This is a genomic window from Paenibacillus andongensis, assembly GCF_025369935.1.
GTDB classification, from domain to species: domain Bacteria; phylum Bacillota; class Bacilli; order Paenibacillales; family NBRC-103111; genus Paenibacillus_E; species Paenibacillus_E andongensis.
The window spans coordinates 3,465,798-3,483,816 of sequence record NZ_CP104467.1 but is presented as its reverse complement, the minus strand read 5'-3'; the positions used below and the strand labels follow the sequence as shown (position 1 = coordinate 3,483,816).

Annotated in this window: 12 protein-coding genes; 5 read left to right on the top strand and 7 right to left on the bottom strand. The window is 40.6% G+C overall.

Going from position 1 to position 18,019, the window contains the following annotated elements:
• Positions 1 to 168: 168 nt before the first annotated feature.
• Positions 169 to 492 carry a hypothetical protein gene (locus tag NYR53_RS15325; protein ID WP_261305945.1) on the bottom strand — a complete coding sequence of 108 codons (324 nt, stop codon included), beginning with the start codon at positions 490 to 492 and terminating at the stop codon, positions 169 to 171.
• Positions 493 to 784: 292 nt separating this feature from the next.
• Here NYR53_RS15325 and NYR53_RS15320 point away from each other — a divergent pair, with 292 nt between their 5' ends.
• A complete protein-coding gene (locus tag NYR53_RS15320) occupies positions 785 to 3,712 on the top strand; it encodes a collagen-like domain-containing protein (RefSeq protein WP_261305944.1) in 2,928 nt (975 codons plus the stop codon).
• Positions 3,713 to 3,976: 264 nt separating this feature from the next.
• Here NYR53_RS15320 and NYR53_RS15315 read toward each other — a convergent pair whose 3' ends face one another.
• The 4 genes from NYR53_RS15315 to NYR53_RS15300 all read right to left on the bottom strand — a co-directional run bounded on the left by NYR53_RS15315 (position 3,977) and on the right by NYR53_RS15300 (position 7,009).
• On the bottom strand, positions 3,977 to 4,450 hold the full coding sequence (locus NYR53_RS15315) for a GNAT family N-acetyltransferase (protein ID WP_261305943.1): 474 nt from the start codon (positions 4,448 to 4,450) through the stop codon (positions 3,977 to 3,979).
• A 391-nt stretch (positions 4,451 to 4,841) separates the two neighbouring features.
• Entirely contained in the window at positions 4,842 to 5,444 is a 603-nt protein-coding gene (locus tag NYR53_RS15310) for a GNAT family N-acetyltransferase (protein WP_367618648.1), read from the bottom strand.
• Between the two features lie 198 nt (positions 5,445 to 5,642).
• Positions 5,643 to 5,846 carry an HAD family hydrolase gene (locus NYR53_RS15305; RefSeq protein WP_261305942.1) on the bottom strand — a complete coding sequence of 68 codons (204 nt, stop codon included), beginning with the start codon at positions 5,844 to 5,846 and terminating at the stop codon, positions 5,643 to 5,645.
• Positions 5,847 to 6,019: 173 nt separating this feature from the next.
• Positions 6,020 to 7,009: a DGQHR domain-containing protein gene (locus tag NYR53_RS15300; protein WP_261305941.1), complete on the bottom strand. Its 990-nt coding sequence runs from the start codon at positions 7,007 to 7,009 to the stop codon at positions 6,020 to 6,022.
• A gap of 136 nt (positions 7,010 to 7,145) precedes the next feature.
• Here NYR53_RS15300 and NYR53_RS34445 point away from each other — a divergent pair, with 136 nt between their 5' ends.
• Positions 7,146 to 7,502 carry a helix-turn-helix domain-containing protein gene (locus NYR53_RS34445; RefSeq protein ID WP_367618647.1) on the top strand — a complete coding sequence of 119 codons (357 nt, stop codon included), beginning with the start codon at positions 7,146 to 7,148 and terminating at the stop codon, positions 7,500 to 7,502.
• Between the two features lie 69 nt (positions 7,503 to 7,571).
• Here the strand turns inward: NYR53_RS34445 and NYR53_RS15295 are convergent, their stop codons facing one another.
• On the bottom strand, positions 7,572 to 11,636 hold the full coding sequence (locus tag NYR53_RS15295; RefSeq protein WP_261305940.1) for an alpha/beta fold hydrolase: 4,065 nt from the start codon (positions 11,634 to 11,636) through the stop codon (positions 7,572 to 7,574).
• Positions 11,637 to 11,852: 216 nt separating this feature from the next.
• Here NYR53_RS15295 and NYR53_RS15290 point away from each other — a divergent pair, with 216 nt between their 5' ends.
• The 3 genes from NYR53_RS15290 to NYR53_RS15280 are packed head-to-tail and all read left to right on the top strand — an operon-like array spanning position 11,853 to position 13,977.
• Complete coding sequence (locus tag NYR53_RS15290; protein WP_261305939.1) at positions 11,853 to 12,224, top strand: YhjD family protein; 372 nt, start codon at positions 11,853 to 11,855, stop codon at positions 12,222 to 12,224.
• Positions 12,221 to 13,489: a DNA polymerase IV gene (locus NYR53_RS15285; RefSeq protein ID WP_261305938.1), complete on the top strand. Its 1,269-nt coding sequence runs from the start codon at positions 12,221 to 12,223 to the stop codon at positions 13,487 to 13,489. The genes NYR53_RS15290 and NYR53_RS15285 overlap by 4 nt, the downstream gene beginning before the upstream one ends.
• Positions 13,486 to 13,977: a YhjD family protein gene (locus NYR53_RS15280; RefSeq protein ID WP_261305937.1), complete on the top strand. Its 492-nt coding sequence runs from the start codon at positions 13,486 to 13,488 to the stop codon at positions 13,975 to 13,977. Before NYR53_RS15285 ends, NYR53_RS15280 begins: the two co-directional genes overlap by 4 nt.
• A 202-nt stretch (positions 13,978 to 14,179) precedes the next feature.
• Here the strand turns inward: NYR53_RS15280 and NYR53_RS15275 are convergent, their stop codons facing one another.
• Positions 14,180 to 17,986, bottom strand: coding sequence for a hypothetical protein (locus tag NYR53_RS15275; RefSeq protein WP_261305936.1), 3,807 nt, complete (start codon positions 17,984 to 17,986; stop codon positions 14,180 to 14,182).
• Positions 17,987 to 18,019: the final 33 nt, after the last annotated feature.

Genomic DNA, 18,019 nt, shown 5'->3' with positions numbered 1-18,019 from the left:
TAAACCGCGCCCAATTAGGAACGCGGTTTTTACTTTTTGACTAATTTAACTATCAGTTCCTCGTTAGTTCAATGGATCATTGTGAATGGGTTACTGAACTTATTCAATTTTTATAGAATAAACCTTAATTAATACGAGCCAAACAAGGTTTTTCACATAAGTATGAAGCTATCCGATCCATAAAATGGTATCTTCTGTTTTAAAAGCCAATGGCAATTCTTTTAAAAGCAAATCAATCCTAGTGACCATATATTCCAAATCATTATTTTTAAGATTTGATTGTGCCCAAATTCTTAAATTTTTTAGCTCTAAAAGTGTAGATTCTAACTGGTCTTTTCTTAATTCTATTCCATTCTGAAATCGAGTTATTTTGAGCTCCTCAATAGCTGGTTGCCAAAACTTTGTAAAGAATTCTTCGCGAGATATTGGTATTTCAAAACCTAGTTCAAATGAATCATCCTCTTGAATCATTCTAAACAAACTAACAGACATTATTAGCCTCCAATCCGAGCCGAAAAATTATAACTCAGATAAATTGAGAAAGTGTAATAATTCTCATACACATTCATTAGTAATAATCCGATTGATTCGCCGAAGTGATTGAACTCTCGTTCTTCGTTAGCGCAATGATGCGCTTATTTTTCGAAATCGATTGGTACTTCCCCCTCATGATGGAACTCAATTACAAATTATTATGGCAACAGATCAATAGGTATAAGCCTTTCCGCAAATCTCCTCGTCATCATAGGATATACACATCCGCATTGGAGGAGGAGTGTACGTTTTGGAAGAGATTAAAAAGATGAACACTGAATCTTCTTCATTAAAAAAGAAAAAGTATATTTCTGTAAAAAAGAAAATAGCCACTAGCCCATCTAATTGCAAAACGTGTGAGGAAGAATTAAAGCCCTTCATTCGTAGAACAATCCGTCAGTTTTTGAGAAAAGTACACTGTGTTCCTGGACCCCGCGGTCGGAAGGGACGTAGAGGAATTGCGGGACCTCAAGGTCCGCAAGGTGTAACTGGACCGGCAGGGCCAGTCGGGCCGCGAGGTTTAGCAGGATCCCCTGGTATAATTGGACCTCAAGGAATACAAGGTCCAACCGGGCAACAAGGTGTTATCGGTCCTCCAGGTCTAGATGGACCTCAAGGCATTCAAGGCCCAGCCGGGCAACAAGGTGTTACCGGTCCTCCAGGTCTAGATGGACCTCAGGGCATTCAAGGCCCAACCGGACCTCAAGGTGTAATCGGCCCTACGGGTCCTACTCAGTTACTTGTGAATCAGACGGCATTTGTCGATCCTGTGTATGGTAACAATGCAACCGCCATGCTTGACGACGAGACAAAACCTTGGCAGACGGCCGCTGCAGCTGTGGCTAGTGTCCCTTCGGGCACGACAATTATTGTACGTCCCGGAGTATATACGGAGACGAACTTGGCTAAAGACGGGATCGACTGGGTATTTGAAAAGGGAGCCATAGTGATAGCAGTCGGAAACCTTTTTGATGATCTGGGGGCAGTTATCGCTTTTGATGTGCTTGGTGAGGGACAGTTTCTGACTAATGGAGCAACAGCTGCAGGTAGTTCCATTCTTCAGAGTACAGGAGCCAGCACGGTCCACTTTGAATGTGAATCAATGAGTGATACGGTTGGTAACACGATCAGTCTCCTAGGTGGCGGGAATTATACCATTAATGTTAGGGAGAGTATCACGAACAACTTCATCGGAGGCTCTGCGGTTGTGATTGCTAGTGGTGTGCTGTTTTTGAAAGCTTTTGAAATATCGAATGATATCACCGGTACAGATGACCTCATCCTTTTTACGGGGACAGAAACGATTAGTATTGGTCTTGAAGTAACCATGATTAATAGTGGAGGCAGGGCTATTGTTGTGTCCAACAGTGCCGCAACCCAGACAACAGCTATCACAATGCGAACACGCAACATACAGTCCAACTCTGGTTTAATTATAGATGTCACTCCGACATTTACAGGAACCTTTATTTGTTACTCCATTGCTCTGGTAGGCAATTCCCAAGGGGTCTCGATCCAAGCCGGTAATACTAGTTTATTTTCTTATATATTGGTCGTGATTAATTCAGCAGCTCCGGCACTCGTTATTAATGGGAATACGCAATTCACGGGTGATTTCGATAGAATATTTAGTCAAGATCGATGTATTCTTATGCAGAACGGTGAGGCAGTTATCCATGTCAAAACAATGAATTCCTTCCAGACGGTGAACCCGGCCATCGATCTTCAAAATGGGCAAATGAGATTACAGGTGGATCTCATTTCTAGCGAGGCAGGAAATATCAACGTAGCCGGAGGTAGTCACAAGGTGACTGTGATGCAGATGACCACAAACGGGTTAACCATTCCATCCGTACGTGTTGAAAACAACAGTGTTCTATTCCTGAATTTCCAGGAAATATCTGGATCGGTAAATGGGCTTATTACAGTTGGGACCGGCGGAAATTTAAACATGATTGGAGAACGTATCAGCACATTCGATCGTGGTAACGGTTTAAATACAGCCTTGCTAATCACGGATGGTCAAGTCGATGCGAATGTTAATGTGATATCAGCTTTTGGGAATTGTATCCATCTCTCTTCTGGCGGTGGCAATCCAAACCTCCGTTGTTATGTAGATGAACTCTCCAGCAATATAAACACAGATCCTATATTTACAGGATCCAGCTTAATACTTCAAGAAGCAGGTACTGCAAACATTAGATTCAATCGAATGGATGCCTTCTTTCCAGCGCAGATGATACGACTAGTGAATGGCAATCTTGACATAGAAGGAGGACTCATGTTCAACACTTTTACGCCTTCTTCTATAGGAATTATGGTCTCCGGAGGCAATTTCTATGGCAACATTGATAAAATTCAATTGGGCACACGTGCTTTAGAAGCGAGTTCAGGCAATGTAGCACTTACTTTTGACGAGATCTCTGTCTTCCAGCCTAGTTTAGATCAAAATATCATTTTGCTAAGCGGGAACGTCATCACTCGAATCGTTGGTAACCTTCTTCAGGGTGGCACGGATTATACAGGCATTTCTGTTCAGGATTCGGCGAATCTCGAAGCACATATCAAAGATTTTAGAGTCGGTGGTGTATGTATTCAATATAATTCTACGGCCACCTCAGACATTTACTTCGATAGTATTTTTACTCCTGGCGGCGTAACCCTTGCCGGTACAGCAGCCATAGTTGTAACTGCAGGTACCTTAAGGGTAAAGGGAGGACAACTCGAAAACGGGGCCGGACTTAATACGGGAACTGGTATTCTACTTGCTAATGATGCAAGTTTTATCGCTGATATTGACTTCATTCGCACATCAAACAACGCGCTAAATACCTCTAGTACAGGGAGGATCAAATTATATGCGGATGAGGTGGAGTCGGATACGGAAGTCATTAACATTAACAACCTTCCTAATGCAAACTCAGCGGATTATACGTTCAAAGGTCTATATCGATCTACAGGACCCAACACATCGGCCATTACCATTAATAGCCTAGATCCACCTAATGTGATGCGGTTAATCGATACAACTCTTATTAGTGGAGCAGGACCTTCGATATCATCGACAGTTGCAGTATTAGTAAAGAACTATGGTGTCCTTACGGCTACTTTTTCACCGGATGCTACGGTTACATTTTTATTCCCTGCTTCTGTTAATATTGATCCAGCAGTTAATTAGTGTTGTTATTCGAGCAAAACCGTCGTTGATGTGCGGCGGATTTTTTGCTTAGACAGAAGATTTTTCATCAACTACCTGAGACACGGCAGTATTACTTCTAAAGTAAAAAGCATATGCAGAAGAATACGTTCATGGAGCAGTGCCGTGGCGGTCTGCTCCCTGTTTTGGTTAAACTATCGTGCCCGTTAGCCACACATGCCACTCATGCGGTACCACAGATTATTGAAGTTATTTCTTTCTTCCATGGGAGTTTAGCAAAAAAAACTATCGCAATTCTTTTACAAACAAAACTCGATCTTGTCCTATCCCATCATAGTTAACTGTAACTGGTACACCATCAACTTCACCAGTTGCTTCTTCAATCAGGAATCCCATACGTGTATGAAAAGCTATCGATGTTTTGTTTACTGGTGATGTGACACAACGAACTACTTTACATCCCTTCTCTCGGGCTTTCTTGAAGAACATCTGGTACAGATTTTTTGCAACTCCATCTTTCCTGCAATCTGGGTGAGTCCCAATAAAGTGAACATATGCTACGGTCGGAAATGTTTGTGAGACAAAACCAACTAAGAAACCAATGATTAGACCGTCTTTTTCAGCCACAAAACTTGTGTCTTGAAAATGTTGAAAAAAAAGTTTTGGCAACATATCAACCATATGCCGACCGCCCCACCAGTCATTTATTACAGAAATTACTGGTATATAGTCGGATTCAAGTACATGCCTGACATTCATAAAGGCATCTAATCCTCCTCAAGTATTTTCCACCACATTTTACCACATTATCCTGCCCGTTACTTTAATGCGAAGAGGGAGCAGCTGCCACGGCAGAACTGCTCCCTCTGGATCGTTCAACTAACGTTATTATCCATTAGCGGTGTGATCTATTCTTCAAATAAACTACTGCTTTGTAGATCCTAATATATAGAAATATCCGTTCCATAAAGGTGAAGCTGAAGGCGTGAGTTCTTCTGGTTTTCGCAGCTTCATTGTCGATTATACCATAATATGGGTTTCACGAAATGTTATTCATTTTCTAGAATCCTGCACGTTACTTCAACAAAATTAAAAAGAAGCCTGCCAACAAGCAAGCTCCTGAACTATAGTTCCTCGATAGCTTAATGTACTATGTCATACTTTCCCACGTACTCTTGGTAATTTTATAATAATAATATTTCTCGTTTTCGATGTCGACTGTACTTTTAAAACTAAATCCACTCTTCTGTATTACACGATTTGATGGTGTGTTACGTAAGAGAGCAATGGCACTAAGCTCCTCAACGTCTGTATACTTAAATAAAAACTTGATTAACCCTTGAGTAGCTTGTGTGGTGTAACTTTGGCCTCTATAGTCCTTGGAGATTGCAAACATAATCTCCCGGTTTGGAGCTGGCAGTTCGTCTTTGATTCCAGTACAGCACCAACCAATAAACTCTCCCGTATTTTTAAGTACGATTCCCAAACGAAGTCGAAGATCACCAATGATACTACCTTGCGATACAGCATTTAAAAATTGTTCATTTTCTGGAATTTCATAATTTATAAACCAATTCTTCCTCTGTTCTTTCGCTACGTTCCAACCCGGCAAATATTCATGTATTTCAGGCTGCCAGGTTAAGGAATGAAATGCATCTAAATCAGCAGTTATAAAATCTCTTAAAATGACATCCTTACAGACGATTGTAAAAGGCCTTTGTTTCGAAATGAATTGGGCATTAGCTCTCATCATTGACTCCTTCGTAATTATTGGGGGCGATTCCCATAGAGTAATAATAGCTAATTTTATCAATCATCGCCTGTAGAGAACAATTATAACTAAACTGCCCAATAGCTTAATGAGGCTACCCGACCAATTTCGCGGCAGCCTCACTTATTAGTATCTGAACTAACGTTACGCGTTAGTTAAATGGTGTTGATCGTATATCATTTATATTAATAAAGCTGTCTTCAATTCATTGAAGTTGGATACTCGTTCAGTTCCTGCTCTCTGAGTGTCATATTTATCAAAGAAGATTGACTTCATTCCCATTCTCTGTGGTGTTAAAAAATCATTCTCATAATCATCGCCAACAAAATGCTCCCCTTCAAGAGAATTACAACAGGCTTGTTGGGTTCTGCTAGATGCAATCATTGAAACTTCTTCCTCTTTAGCATATTACCTTAGAGAACATTTAATTAGATCTCGGAGAATTGAAAATTAAAATCTGTAGAGCTCTAGGCTATTAGCCAGAGCTCTTATAACACACTAGTATTCATGTTAAATTGAATACTAGTACGAACCTATTTACTATATTTAATATATAATCAATTCATCATTTGATCCTTCAATTCTTCAGCTAATTTCTTCGAACCACTTAAACCTTTTACGTATTTTAGCGGACCGTCCGTCGACCATTCGACAGATAATTTATTAACATATTTTATGATTGCTGACAGATCTACCTGCTTTTTATTTTCCCTTAAAGAAGAGGCTATCACATGGCTCCCGGCAATTGATAAAGCATCAATACATACAATATGAGTTACTCGGTACCCCTTGTAATCTTTCCATTCAAAAAGAAATTTATCACGTAGAGTATTATAGTAAGTAAGAGCTACCGATAGTTTTTCTTCTTTAGGCAGGTTGTTAATAAATTCATTTTTCATTAAATAGGTTAACGTTCTATATAGGTTCTGGAGCGTTACATGTCTTCCTTTTGTTCGTTTCCCAATAATACTTCCTATCAAATTAAAAGGACTTTCTCTTCTTGTCATCATCTCTGTTGCCATCCAACTGATATCATCAGAATCGCGGCGGAGAAATTTACTCAGAGAAGTTCCTATCCCCTTTGCCTTCGTGTTTATGGTATCGAATAGTTTGATTTCCTCGTCCTCGTCTAAACTATGAAAGGCAAGAAACGGAATATTTATATCAGAATTCGTTTCACGCACATATTTTTCTATTCCACCAACACGATGTTGGCCATCCATCAGCGAAGCTCTTCCTTTACACAGCAATCTACCGTATGATGGCCGGTGTTTATCATAACAAACGAATTCCCAATTAGCTCCAGCATTCAATAATATAGGAGTAAAAAGAGCATCTTCGCCCTTAGATAAGTAATATGCAAAATCCGCACATCTTTTTGCATCAACAGGACGTTGATACCCTTTTCCAGAGGGATGATCATATGGCTTTACAAAGATCAAATTTACTCCAACAGAGGCAGGGAAATAACTCTGATATGCGACCTTACCTCGCATTTTGCATTGGAGAACATTTTCAATAACATACTGCTGTGGCAAAGTACTCATGCTGTTGTATCCTCTCAATATATAGTATATAAAAATAATAGATCTTATAAGATATAAAATCAAATGGTTATATATGTTATAAGTGTCTGTAATTTAACCCCTGGCTAACCTACTCTTGAACAAGAGGTGAGTCAGATTGTACAAACTCTCAAAGCACGTAGGGATTCGAATTAGAAACTTTCGGAAAAACAGAGGACTTACACAAGAGCAACTGGGCGAGCTTGTTCAACTTCCTCAGCCATACATTGGTGGTATCGAACGTGGTGAAAAGAACATCTCCTTGGAAACTTTAGAGAGGATTATCGAGACTCTCAAGCTAGATCCCAGTGATTTGTTCAATGGTTATAACTTTACGGATTCACAGTATGAGAACTCAAAGTTATTGGATTCAATACACGTTCTACTCAAACCATGCTCAGATCAAGAATTAAGTCTAATCAAAAAATTAGTGCAAGTAGTGATATCTGAAGGTCGGTCTGGAAATCAAAAATAATACAATAAACGTCTAAGAACCTGAACTGTGGAATTTCAGTTCAGGTTCTTAGACGTTAGTTAACGAGCATTAACAATTAAAGACGCTCTTTAAGTTCCGATATGCTACAACTGCTTGATTGCGCACATCTGGTTCTATATCTCTTAAAGCAATGCCTAAGAGAGTTTTGGCTTCATCCTCATTGAACCATCGAGTTTCCGTCACTTCTTGTACCAATCTTCTTCTGACTTCCGGGTTTTCACTTTCAATTAGAGAATACAGTTGCTTCTTGATTTCTAGTCCCCCTAGATGCTCTACGTTGAAGACCGCGTCAAGCAGATGCCAGGATAATCTCCCTTCATGAATATCAATGACTGTTGAATATAAGTGGTCAAGGTCAAAGGATAAACAGTACGATAGGCCTCTCAACCCAATTTCCCGTACATCCGAACGATCATGGTTGGAGTAATACAATGCTTCATCAAATGTGATACTTTTAAAGTTTATTAATAAAGACAGTAATTCGGGAAGAGGGCTCTCAGGGACAGTATGACATTCGGGGCAAGATGAGCCTTTTACATGTATACCATGAGTATCACAAAGAACTCCTTTCTCATTCCAATAAACTACAGCTTCCCTAACAACATCCTCACCAATTTTTGTCTCTAAATCGATGATAGCCTTGGCTGCAGCTTTCACCACCAACGGATGTGAATCACCGATCCCACTCACTAATACTTGATGAAGACGATCAGTTTTTTCTACACCGGGGACCTTGCTTAGTAGATCGTATAAATATCGGAACCCCTCAGAATGTTCGTCTTCCAATCGATGTAGCAACATGTCTAGGACCTCTTCTTCTAAAAGCAAAATAGCCACAGCAGCTGCATAATTTAATATCGCACCACTCCCTTTTAATAACATTTCTCTGACAAGTGGTTTAACTTCCTCGCCACCAACTCCTGCAGCCAATAGCCTTGTTGCATTATAAGCGATAGCATGCGATGGATGACTAAGCGCACGTACTAAAGATTCTTTGTCCAATCCAGAGGCTGCAGCCCGTTCCCAATTAGGCTCGTCTATAAAAACATCGGGAAGACTAGACAGCAACATCCGATCATCAGATTTTTCGAAAACTCTTAATGCTTCTGAATAAAGTTCGTCCTCCTGAACCTCAAAAGCTGCCATAATGCCTTTAACTACCGTTTCAACAGCTTTGGAATCGATCCCTTCAACAACTGGTTGTAAATCACCTAATGTACACTCCCCGAGCTGCATTCCATGGTAGAGGGTACTTATCTGGATAAGTGATCCATTTTCATTTCGTGCCACAGTTCCTTGCGGTTGTTCAATCCCTTTTATCGCAGCCCTTATTATAGCAAGCTCACCATTAATAATAGCGACATCCATCTTACCAAAATCTATCTTTGGCATTTTACTTGAAAATTTTTCGTTAATTTTACTTACCAAATCTTGACGGTTATATTCCTTAAATATCACAATAACTTCTCGCAGTGATCTCATACTTAGCTTCGCTGCGACCAAGGCTTCAGTTATTAGTTGCAATTTATCGTCACCGACTTGACTTTCTAGTAGTTGTCTTATACCCAATACAATTGTTTCATTCCAAGTCAACCAGCCAGTTGGAACTTCAAGCAGCTTTATTCTTTTTTCTTGAGGTGGATTCGAAATCCATTCCAAAAAACTGTTTGCATCATAAACATGCATTCCCGCCGCAAGCGCCAACCTATGACCAGCCAATCTTGTCCATTCTTGCTGGTGTGTTAAGAGGGGCTCTATGAAGGAAATAAACCACTCGCCTTCCTGGCATGCTATCCCTTTTAATGCTTCTACAGCTTCATAACACAATACCGGAAATGGAGAGCTTATTCTATCGATCAATCGCTCCGTTACCTTCTTGTTACTATCTGGCAATGATCTAGTTTCGCCCAATACCGCGGCCGCTAGAACTATATCATTGAATATCCCTTCTGGGTCTGTACTCACTGCCAAAAGGGTCTCCACGATTAGACCAGCGGAGCCTAGACCACCAGCTAATAGTATTGTTTCACGCCACGATGATAAGCGGTGTGTCTCTATAACTGTTTGCTTTTTGACACTGTCTTCTAATGAGGAGAGATATCGTGCAGCAGTAAACTCTCCAAAAGTCAAATGAATAAAGGTATATGCATCCTCATATCCAATGCGCAGATGTTCCAAAACACCCTTTTCAACCCAGTATTTCAAGCAACGTGAAGCAATTCCCTGTGCTTCTAAACGTTTTAATTGCAACTCATCTTCCAGAAAAGAAGTTATTTTGAGCAATAATTCTTTTTCAGACCTACCGATCCCATTCTCGTTTGCCTTTTGAAGCAACCAACCAATATACTCCAAAGATCGAATGGCAATTTGAGGATTTAGCCCCAATTGCTCACCCCTCTCACTTTCTCTTATCCACTCTTCTAAAATTTTATCGTACAGTTCCGCCCGATATGTGCCAAAGGGTTTCCCTAATATAGCTAATTGGATTAAAAAGTTGAGTAACAGCGGACTTCTAGCTGCTACTTTCACTGTTCTATTTGATTCCATCTGCCGTTTAAAACTAGCATATACATCTTGCCCGTCCTTCTCAACCTTAATTAGTATACTAATCAATTTTTTGGCATACCGATGAATTTCGTCATTATTTAGCGGCACAATCTCAGCATGATGATATGTGTGGAATTGTGTAGATTCATATCCAATCGGTCGAGTAGTTAATACAACTCTTGTACTGAGTCTTCCGAGTGTCCATTCATGTAATGCGGCACTAATCATTCTGCGATGTGGCTCACATTCATCTAATCCATCAGCAATAAGTGCATCGGGTTCAGCCAACAACGGTTTTAATAAATTCTTATCTCCGGCATAGCCATCAGTTGCAACCGACCATAATGATTCCTCAAAGGATTTTCCTTGAACCATCTCTTTACATACGTTTGAGAGCCGTACGTATACTGTTTTTTGACGGAGATTTGCCAAACGATGGGCAGTACGGCGAGCTAACGTACTTTTTCCGGAACCGGGACCTCCTATTAGAACTAAGCGTTTCCCAAGCTCTGTCACATCTTGAGCGCTCCATGTATTCGTATTACGAGATAGTCTTTCCCATTCATGATAGTGAACAAGGGCTGTTTCCAATGAGTTACTTGGTGTATCGCTCGGGTGCTCTAACACCTGCAATCCAGCCCAAGCATCCTCAATTGGAAGAGGAATTTGTATACCTGGTACGATGAAGGTGTTCGTTTTAGCTTTCAACCATTGCAGGTAATTATCTAACTGGGTTTCTGCAACGTTTACCCGTTCATTTGACTTGCGCTTAAAATAATCGATTAATAATCGGTACACTGTGTTCCCAGAATCGATTTTACAGATACTACGATGATTCTCCTCCACTACGTCCGTATCTGAAATGTAAGCTGCGTTTGAAGATGCTGTTGCAACAGTCCTGTCAGATTGCCCATAAATGTTCTTTTGCCGTACTTGAGAAAGCTGATTACTGGTATAACGGAACCACTTCACACTTTGTTCAGCAAGTTCTTCACTGAGTATCTTCAACGACCTCACTTGCACAGAGATTGTATATTCACCAATAATTGGCGGTATGATGGCATAAGCCTTTGAAGCAATGGACGCTATAGTAGATCCAGCGAAAGGAACAGCTAAATAGACTATTCCACGAATTCGTTGAATAAAACTATCATTGCTTCGTTCCACCTGCTCAATGAGCATTCTTTGAACCACAACGCCCCCCATACTATGAGTAATAAAATAAATTTCTTTATGGTTAAGTCGAGCCTTTATTTCTGTATACAAAAGATCAGAAATTTGCTTGAAATGATGTCTTTTAAATACAAACCCAGTTTTATAACCAAACGTGAACAAGTCGAAGCGATTATAAGACTCATCTTTTACTAGAAGATGAGGTAAGGAATCACAATTCTTTTTTGTCCATGTACGATAGGGATGTCCTCCAAGTCCATGTACGAAAATAATAGCTGCCTCATTATTAACTTCACGTACGATATGTAAGCCTTCATTCTTTTCATTTTGACTGCTACTCTGAGAAGCTATATTCGCTATAATCCCTGCATTTTTATTTCTCTTAAATTTCAAAACATCTTCCCACCAATCTCTCTAGTTCACTCAGATATATTTTACAATATTTTCCCTGTTGCCGCTTGTGTAAAACAGAACAAAATTATTAGTAACACTTATTAAACATTATTGAAATCATAATACTCATAATTCCAAAAAATTCACTTGCATAACGAATACGTGTTCGGTATATAATATGTAATACGAATACACGTTCGCATACGAGGTGTTGTTATGAGTATAAATCCAAGAGTCGAGACAGAAGAGGATATTCAAATCATCAAGGAATATACGTTACTGCCCATTTTGCTGGATATGTTAGTAAGAGATATTGATGAATTAAAAACCTACAATGATAAAATTGTGTACAATCATATCATTTTTTACCTTAAGGAAGTGGAACACTCGATTTATCCCGAACTACACAACATTAAGAACAAGATGAAGAAACGGGATATTAAAGTACTAAATACAGAAACAAATGCTTTAGGTATTAATATTGAATACAAAGTTCGTGGTTATATCCATTACTTTACAATGTTGAGAAGTTTGGTAAAAGCAGAGCTAATGACAATGCTTATGAATATGCGGGGGGGATTGCGTTGAGCGGAGTACGTGAAAAGATTATATTTCTAGCGGACTGCCAGAGTTTTTATGCCAGCGTTGAAAAAGCAGATCACCCAGGATGTAAAAATAAACCTGTTGCTGTTGCTGGAGACCCCGCACGTAGGTCTGGAATAATATTAGCCGCTTGTCCAATTGCAAAAAGTTATGGGGTAACTACAGCCGAACGGCTTGGTAAAGCCCTTAAAAAGTGCCCCGATCTAATTGTTATGCGTCCCCGCATGCAACACTATATCGATGTTTCGCTCATGATTACAAAGATTTACGAAGAATTTACGGACCTTGTTGAAATTTTCAGCGTGGATGAGCAGTTCTTGGATATCTCATCAAGCATTCCAATTTTTGGTGATCCCATTACAATTGCAAAGTCAATTCAGCAAAAGGTTCTAATTCAAACAGGCATATGGGTAAGAGTTGGTATAAGTTCAAATAAAATACTAGCTAAAATTGCAACTGATATTTGGGCAAAGAAAAACGAAAGTGGTATTTTTACTCTGCCCGAGTCAGAAGTCGAAACTTTGCTGTGGCCTCAGCCAGTCAATAAAATGTTCGGGGTCGGATCACGTATGACAGCGCATTTTGCCCGCCTTGGAATGCATACAATCGGCGATATTGCCAGAACACCGCTACCACGTCTCAAAGAAAAATTTCGCGCTCGCTTCGGTAAGCAATCGGATATTCATGCAGAGGTGATGTGGCGAACTGCAAATGGTTTAGATAATAGCCCAGTTACACCTGGAACATTCGATACACCTCCAAAATCAGTCGGCCATATGATGACTTTGCCAAGAGACTATAGTGAAAGATCAGAAGTAGATACAATCCTACTGGAACTCACAGAAGAAGTTTGCCGCGACAGCCGGCGAAAAGGATATATGGGCTCCGTAGTCACGGTCAGTTGCATGTGCAGTCCCTACGAAGCACCCACTGGATTCTCACGCCAAATGAAGATGCCTGATCCTACCAACAATACAAATACCGTATTCCAAGCAGTTAAAGTACTGTTTTATAAGTTTTGGGACAGAATGCCTGTACGTCGCGCTGGCGTAACATTAAGCCAGTTGGTAGATGATCAAGATTACCAGCTTACACTTTTCGAGGATCAGATAAAATCTAGAGCATTGGAGAAAGTTACTGATCGTATTAAAGACCGATATGGCAGTGCCGCAATAGTACGGGCTTCCTCGCTTACCACGGCCGGGCAAGCAACGGATAGGTCGATGAAAATCGGAGGGCACTACAAATGAGCAAAAAACTTGAGAACAATGGTCTTTGGGAATCTAGCAGGATGATGCTACCGCAGCATAAAGAAGCAGTGCAAAACAGACGTAACGATAAACCAATTGGCCCAAGTCGCCCAACAACAGAAGAAATAGAGCTGATGAGAGATTCTATTTTATTACCCATTATGCATTCAATTATAATAAAAAAGGCACGAGAAGTTGAAAACTCATCCGAAACTTTAAAATTACTTTATTCAAGAGTGGCCCATGCTCTTGCGAAAAACATTCATACTGATTTATCCAAAGTAAAAAGATGCTTATTAGAAAAAAGTATCCGCGTTTTTGAAGATGAAAAAGATGATCTTATGGTTCGTTACCGATATATCTGTCGTGAATATGAAGAAAGCTTTACAATAACTAGAGACTACATGCGTGCTGAAATAAGTATGAGAATTGGACGATACGCTGAAAGCATAGTAGCAACCGTATATGGCAAAATGTCGGTGGAGTAAAAGAAAAAAGATGCAAGAAAGCCTAGAGATACTTTTCCATAGGATACTCTATCAGGCTAATGATATTGCATTTTTTTAATGAAAATAAGTCTCCATTGACTTTTTTTAACTATGCAATTCATGGCAGTCCACTGAAAATCACTCATAGCAAAAAACCTTCCTTTAATCGGAAAGGTTTTTTGCCATCAGTGGTGATCTCGCGCTATTCGTCAAATGGATCCCTTAATTCTTCTCTCTCGGCCTCACGCTCATATGATTCAGCCACGAGTCTAAGAGCATTAGCAAGCCTTTGGTATCCACAAGCATCCACTTCCGTAGCCATTTCAAAATATTTTTTTGCCAGCTCTCTTTCCTCGCGGCCGGCTGAACCCCAATAAGCGCCTCTTGAGTTGAACAACTCGGTAGTAAAACCATTTCTCATGTCGTTTACATCTTTTGCATTCAACATTTTTGCTACTGAATGATGTAACCATAGGCCATCAGGATCAGGTGGAGAATAGATTAAAACTTTACCTATCATTGAAAGAGCAATTTCCAAATGACCAGATTCCTCACAAGCCGCTTTAACATGTTCAAACCATAAATTTAATGCATTACCATCAAACTCTCCATCTATCTGGTTACCTGGAGGGGTGTTCCACTCACGTAGCAATCGGTATGCATTTGTCGCTATATCCTTCTGTTGTTCTGTAAGCTCCTCTTTCAATGTGTCTTTTACAAATTTAGATCGAAATACAGTGCGAATTACCTCACAAAAAAATTCAGGATGCTCGGCCAATTTCCGCTCCAATAGCTTCGCTGAGGCATCGTTATTTCGATCGAGAAGAGGCAGAAATGCCCACTCAATTTGAAAGAGATCATTAGGATCTGTCTCCCTGGAATCTTGAAGGGCCTTGATAACCTCGATGATTGCATGGACATTCATTGTATGTGACTCTTCTGAGGATGAAACTACCGCTTGAAGTGTACGTACAGCTTGTGAAGCATTCAAAGGCATCTTCTCATATAACTGTCGTTCAATACATCTAATGGCTGCATTTGGTCTTCCGTATTTTACTAAAAGATCAATTGCTCGTTCAAGATGCTCCTCAGCCTCATACTGGTTTACATTGGCTTTCGCCCAATATGCAGGTTCGTCTTCACCAAGTAGTTTCGTGGCACGTTCCCACGTTTCGAGAGTGAATGGCAAGTACGCCAAAAATTGTCCTTTCTGCGATGATGTCCACATTGATGTATCAATACCGTCGATCCATTGCCATCCCCTCTCGCGAAATGAGCCCCAAACGAATCCACCTGCGAATTGTGCAAGATGCTTATTTTTTGACTCTAGCATCGCAGGTAAAATCTCTGTCTCTGCCCCTGTCTCTATCTCATTTACAGAAATATAACCAAGCATATAGCCGACACGCCATGGAGTTTCTATAGATAGTGCAAAGTCTAGAACCGACTCTAGTCCCCCAAAAATAAAAACTTCTCGTACTGCTTTCTGCCTTCGATCTTCGAGTTCTTTACGTTGCTCCTCGTAATTTCCTCTTACCTCATATAATTCATTCTCACTAAAAAGTCTTTGATACAAGTAAAATGGCTTCAAAGGTGCAATGTTTTCAGCAATAGATGCAATTTCATTGACTAAGCCAGGTTTCATTGCCCATTCGGCTTCAGAGAATTTTTTATGCTTTGAAACCAAATCGATAAGTTTAGTCCATAATTTAACGCGATCCGCTTCAGACATCGATAGAACCTTCTCAGATTGTAAATAAGCAAGCAAGTGATTGCGGGCAGGAACAGGAAGATCATTAAGTCGATCAACGAGCTCAGAGAGTTTTGAGAGATCTTGTTCTGCTGCCCTAGTAGCTAACTCCGAGTACATAGTTATTTGTTCCCGATACTCTTGATGTGTTACGCCTCCAGACCAATCATCAGAAATTAACTCCCTCCATGCTGGTTTATGGGAACCTGAAGATGATTGATGTTTACTGGGAATAAGCTTTAGTAGTAATTTCCAAGCAACTTCGGGAGTTTCTTTCAAAAGTGTCTCGATTGCTACCCTCCTCGTGGGTAGAGAAGCACAAGTCTGCGGCAGCCAAGGCAGTAATATTGTTGAAAGAGAATTTGAAGGGCGATTTGCCCAGGTTCCACCTGGGTCCCTCTCAGCCAGTTCGCCAAGAATTACAACCACGCGTGTGAGATACTTAGAATCCCATGCCAGTGACTCCAATGCCCAGAGAAGTCCAGTCAAGTAGTTCCATCCCATTAAACCAGAACCTTCTTGTGCAAAGAGTTGATCAAATGGACATTCCTTTAGATTCATAGCGTCCTCAACAAGATTAAGGAACTCGTTGGGAGCAGCCTCAGCCAACAAGGGAAGATGGTGGTTCAGGCTAGCCCAAAGAACCCAGTCTGCTCCATCAAGTAATTCCCTTACTGCAAGTGTGGCTATAGTCTCAGCTTTTCCCCTTGAACAGGACGTAAGAGCATTTGGATGACTCCCGAGAAGAGCTAAAGTTTCCGCCAAACCATTTCGCAATAATTTTGAATGTGTTAAAACATTGCCGTGAATACTCGCAGTATATCGCTGATCTGATGGCAAATCAAACTGCGGGTCTCGTTCACTAAGTACATCAACAGCAGCCTCTTTCAGCCGGATAAGATGTTCCTCATACATTCTAGATCCAAGCGCATACCATCCTTCATAACGCATAACGACCTTCCACTTCCCATCGCGTTGAATCAGGGGACTAGCCGGACGATGTGCAATGTTACGAATTTTACCGATCCAATCCCCATAATGGTTTCCCGATAATTTCTCGATTACTTTCTTATCGGCTTCAGAGGTTTCTGTCCAACCACCTAATAATTCCGCAATTGCAAGTTCAGCAGCATCTGTACCTTGCGCCCATTCTGGCATAAGTGATAAATTTTGAAGACATCTTAGCAAAGAGCTTAAATTACCATCGCTTTTCTGTGCAAGCAACCGAGCTCGCTCTTCGTTGTATCCTGATTTTTCAAGTTGTTCCTTTATGTGATAACTTTTTGGGTTGTTAAGGGTAACCCGATTGGGGTGGGGTACACCTCCTGGCATCCCTGGGAAAATAACTGCATGTCCACCTTTGCGTGCTCTTTGTAAGAGCTTCGTCCCAATTGAATCATTCTCATCAAAATTAAAGTTAGCAATAAGAACGTGTGGTTCTAGAATTGACGTTATGGCATTCCAAGCCTCAGCACTCGATATAATAAGACTACGACCAATTGTATCAGCCTTGGTGTCTGTATCCATGTTTGCCAAAAAAGCTGAGACAAAATCTACAACCTGGTCAGGGTAATGCGAGTCAATTTTCAACTGAATTGTTGCCCCAGAAAATATCTCATTGAGCCTAATGAAGGCTTCCTCGCGGTTTGCAAGAAAAACATTTGGTTTTAAAGGTGGTGGGTCACCTATAGACATTAACTCGGCCCAGTGCTGCTCTGCGGTTAATATATCTTGGAATGGGATGCCCATCGTTTCCGCAAGCCATCGTTCAACGGCTGGAAAATGATTCAGCCAATCAATTATTCCTGATCCATCAATTACACGTACATCAGACCACTCGTTACGCTGACGGCGGTCTAATAACCACCTTGCTTGAGACTCCTCCTTCCAAGTATGTTGCCAGTCCCTTCTCCCGGATAATGGAGTTATGAAAATAAATGTGGATTCTTGTCTAACTGCTTGAGGCGTTACCTCAGTGAGTTCTCTATAATCAGTTGTTGCTTTTGATCCAGCATCAATGCCGGTTCCAATCTCCCAGAATGACTTTCCCTCGGGTACGAATGGATCGAAGCCAATTACTGTATTTAAAACACCATCGGGACCAGGCTGCCCAATACTATCACCCAAAGGAAATCGTCTCTCTATAGGTCTAGGAGAAGATGCAGCTATCAGTCGCCAGACTAGTTCAACTATTTTACCTTGAGCTTCTCTAGTGTTTCCACGTACCCACTCATCAAGTTGATTTTCTGATATAAACACTAAGGCACCCCTTCTTCAAGCGAAGATTAATTT

Bases quoted from the DNA above. Each gene is read 5' to 3' on its own strand.
- NYR53_RS15325 (WP_261305945.1), bottom strand. From the start codon at position 492: ATGTCTGTTAGTTTGTTTAGAATGATTCAAGAGGATGATTCATTTGAA.
- NYR53_RS15315 (WP_261305943.1), bottom strand. From the start codon at position 4,450: ATGAATGTCAGGCATGTACTTGAATCCGACTATATACCAGTAATTTCT.
- NYR53_RS15310 (WP_367618648.1), bottom strand. From the start codon at position 5,444: ATGATGAGAGCTAATGCCCAATTCATTTCGAAACAAAGGCCTTTTACA.
- NYR53_RS15305 (WP_261305942.1), bottom strand. From the start codon at position 5,846: ATGATTGCATCTAGCAGAACCCAACAAGCCTGTTGTAATTCTCTTGAA.
- NYR53_RS15300 (WP_261305941.1), bottom strand. From the start codon at position 7,009: ATGAGTACTTTGCCACAGCAGTATGTTATTGAAAATGTTCTCCAATGC.
- NYR53_RS15290 (WP_261305939.1), top strand. From the start codon at position 11,853: ATGAGTATAAATCCAAGAGTCGAGACAGAAGAGGATATTCAAATCATC.
- NYR53_RS15280 (WP_261305937.1), top strand. From the start codon at position 13,486: ATGAGCAAAAAACTTGAGAACAATGGTCTTTGGGAATCTAGCAGGATG.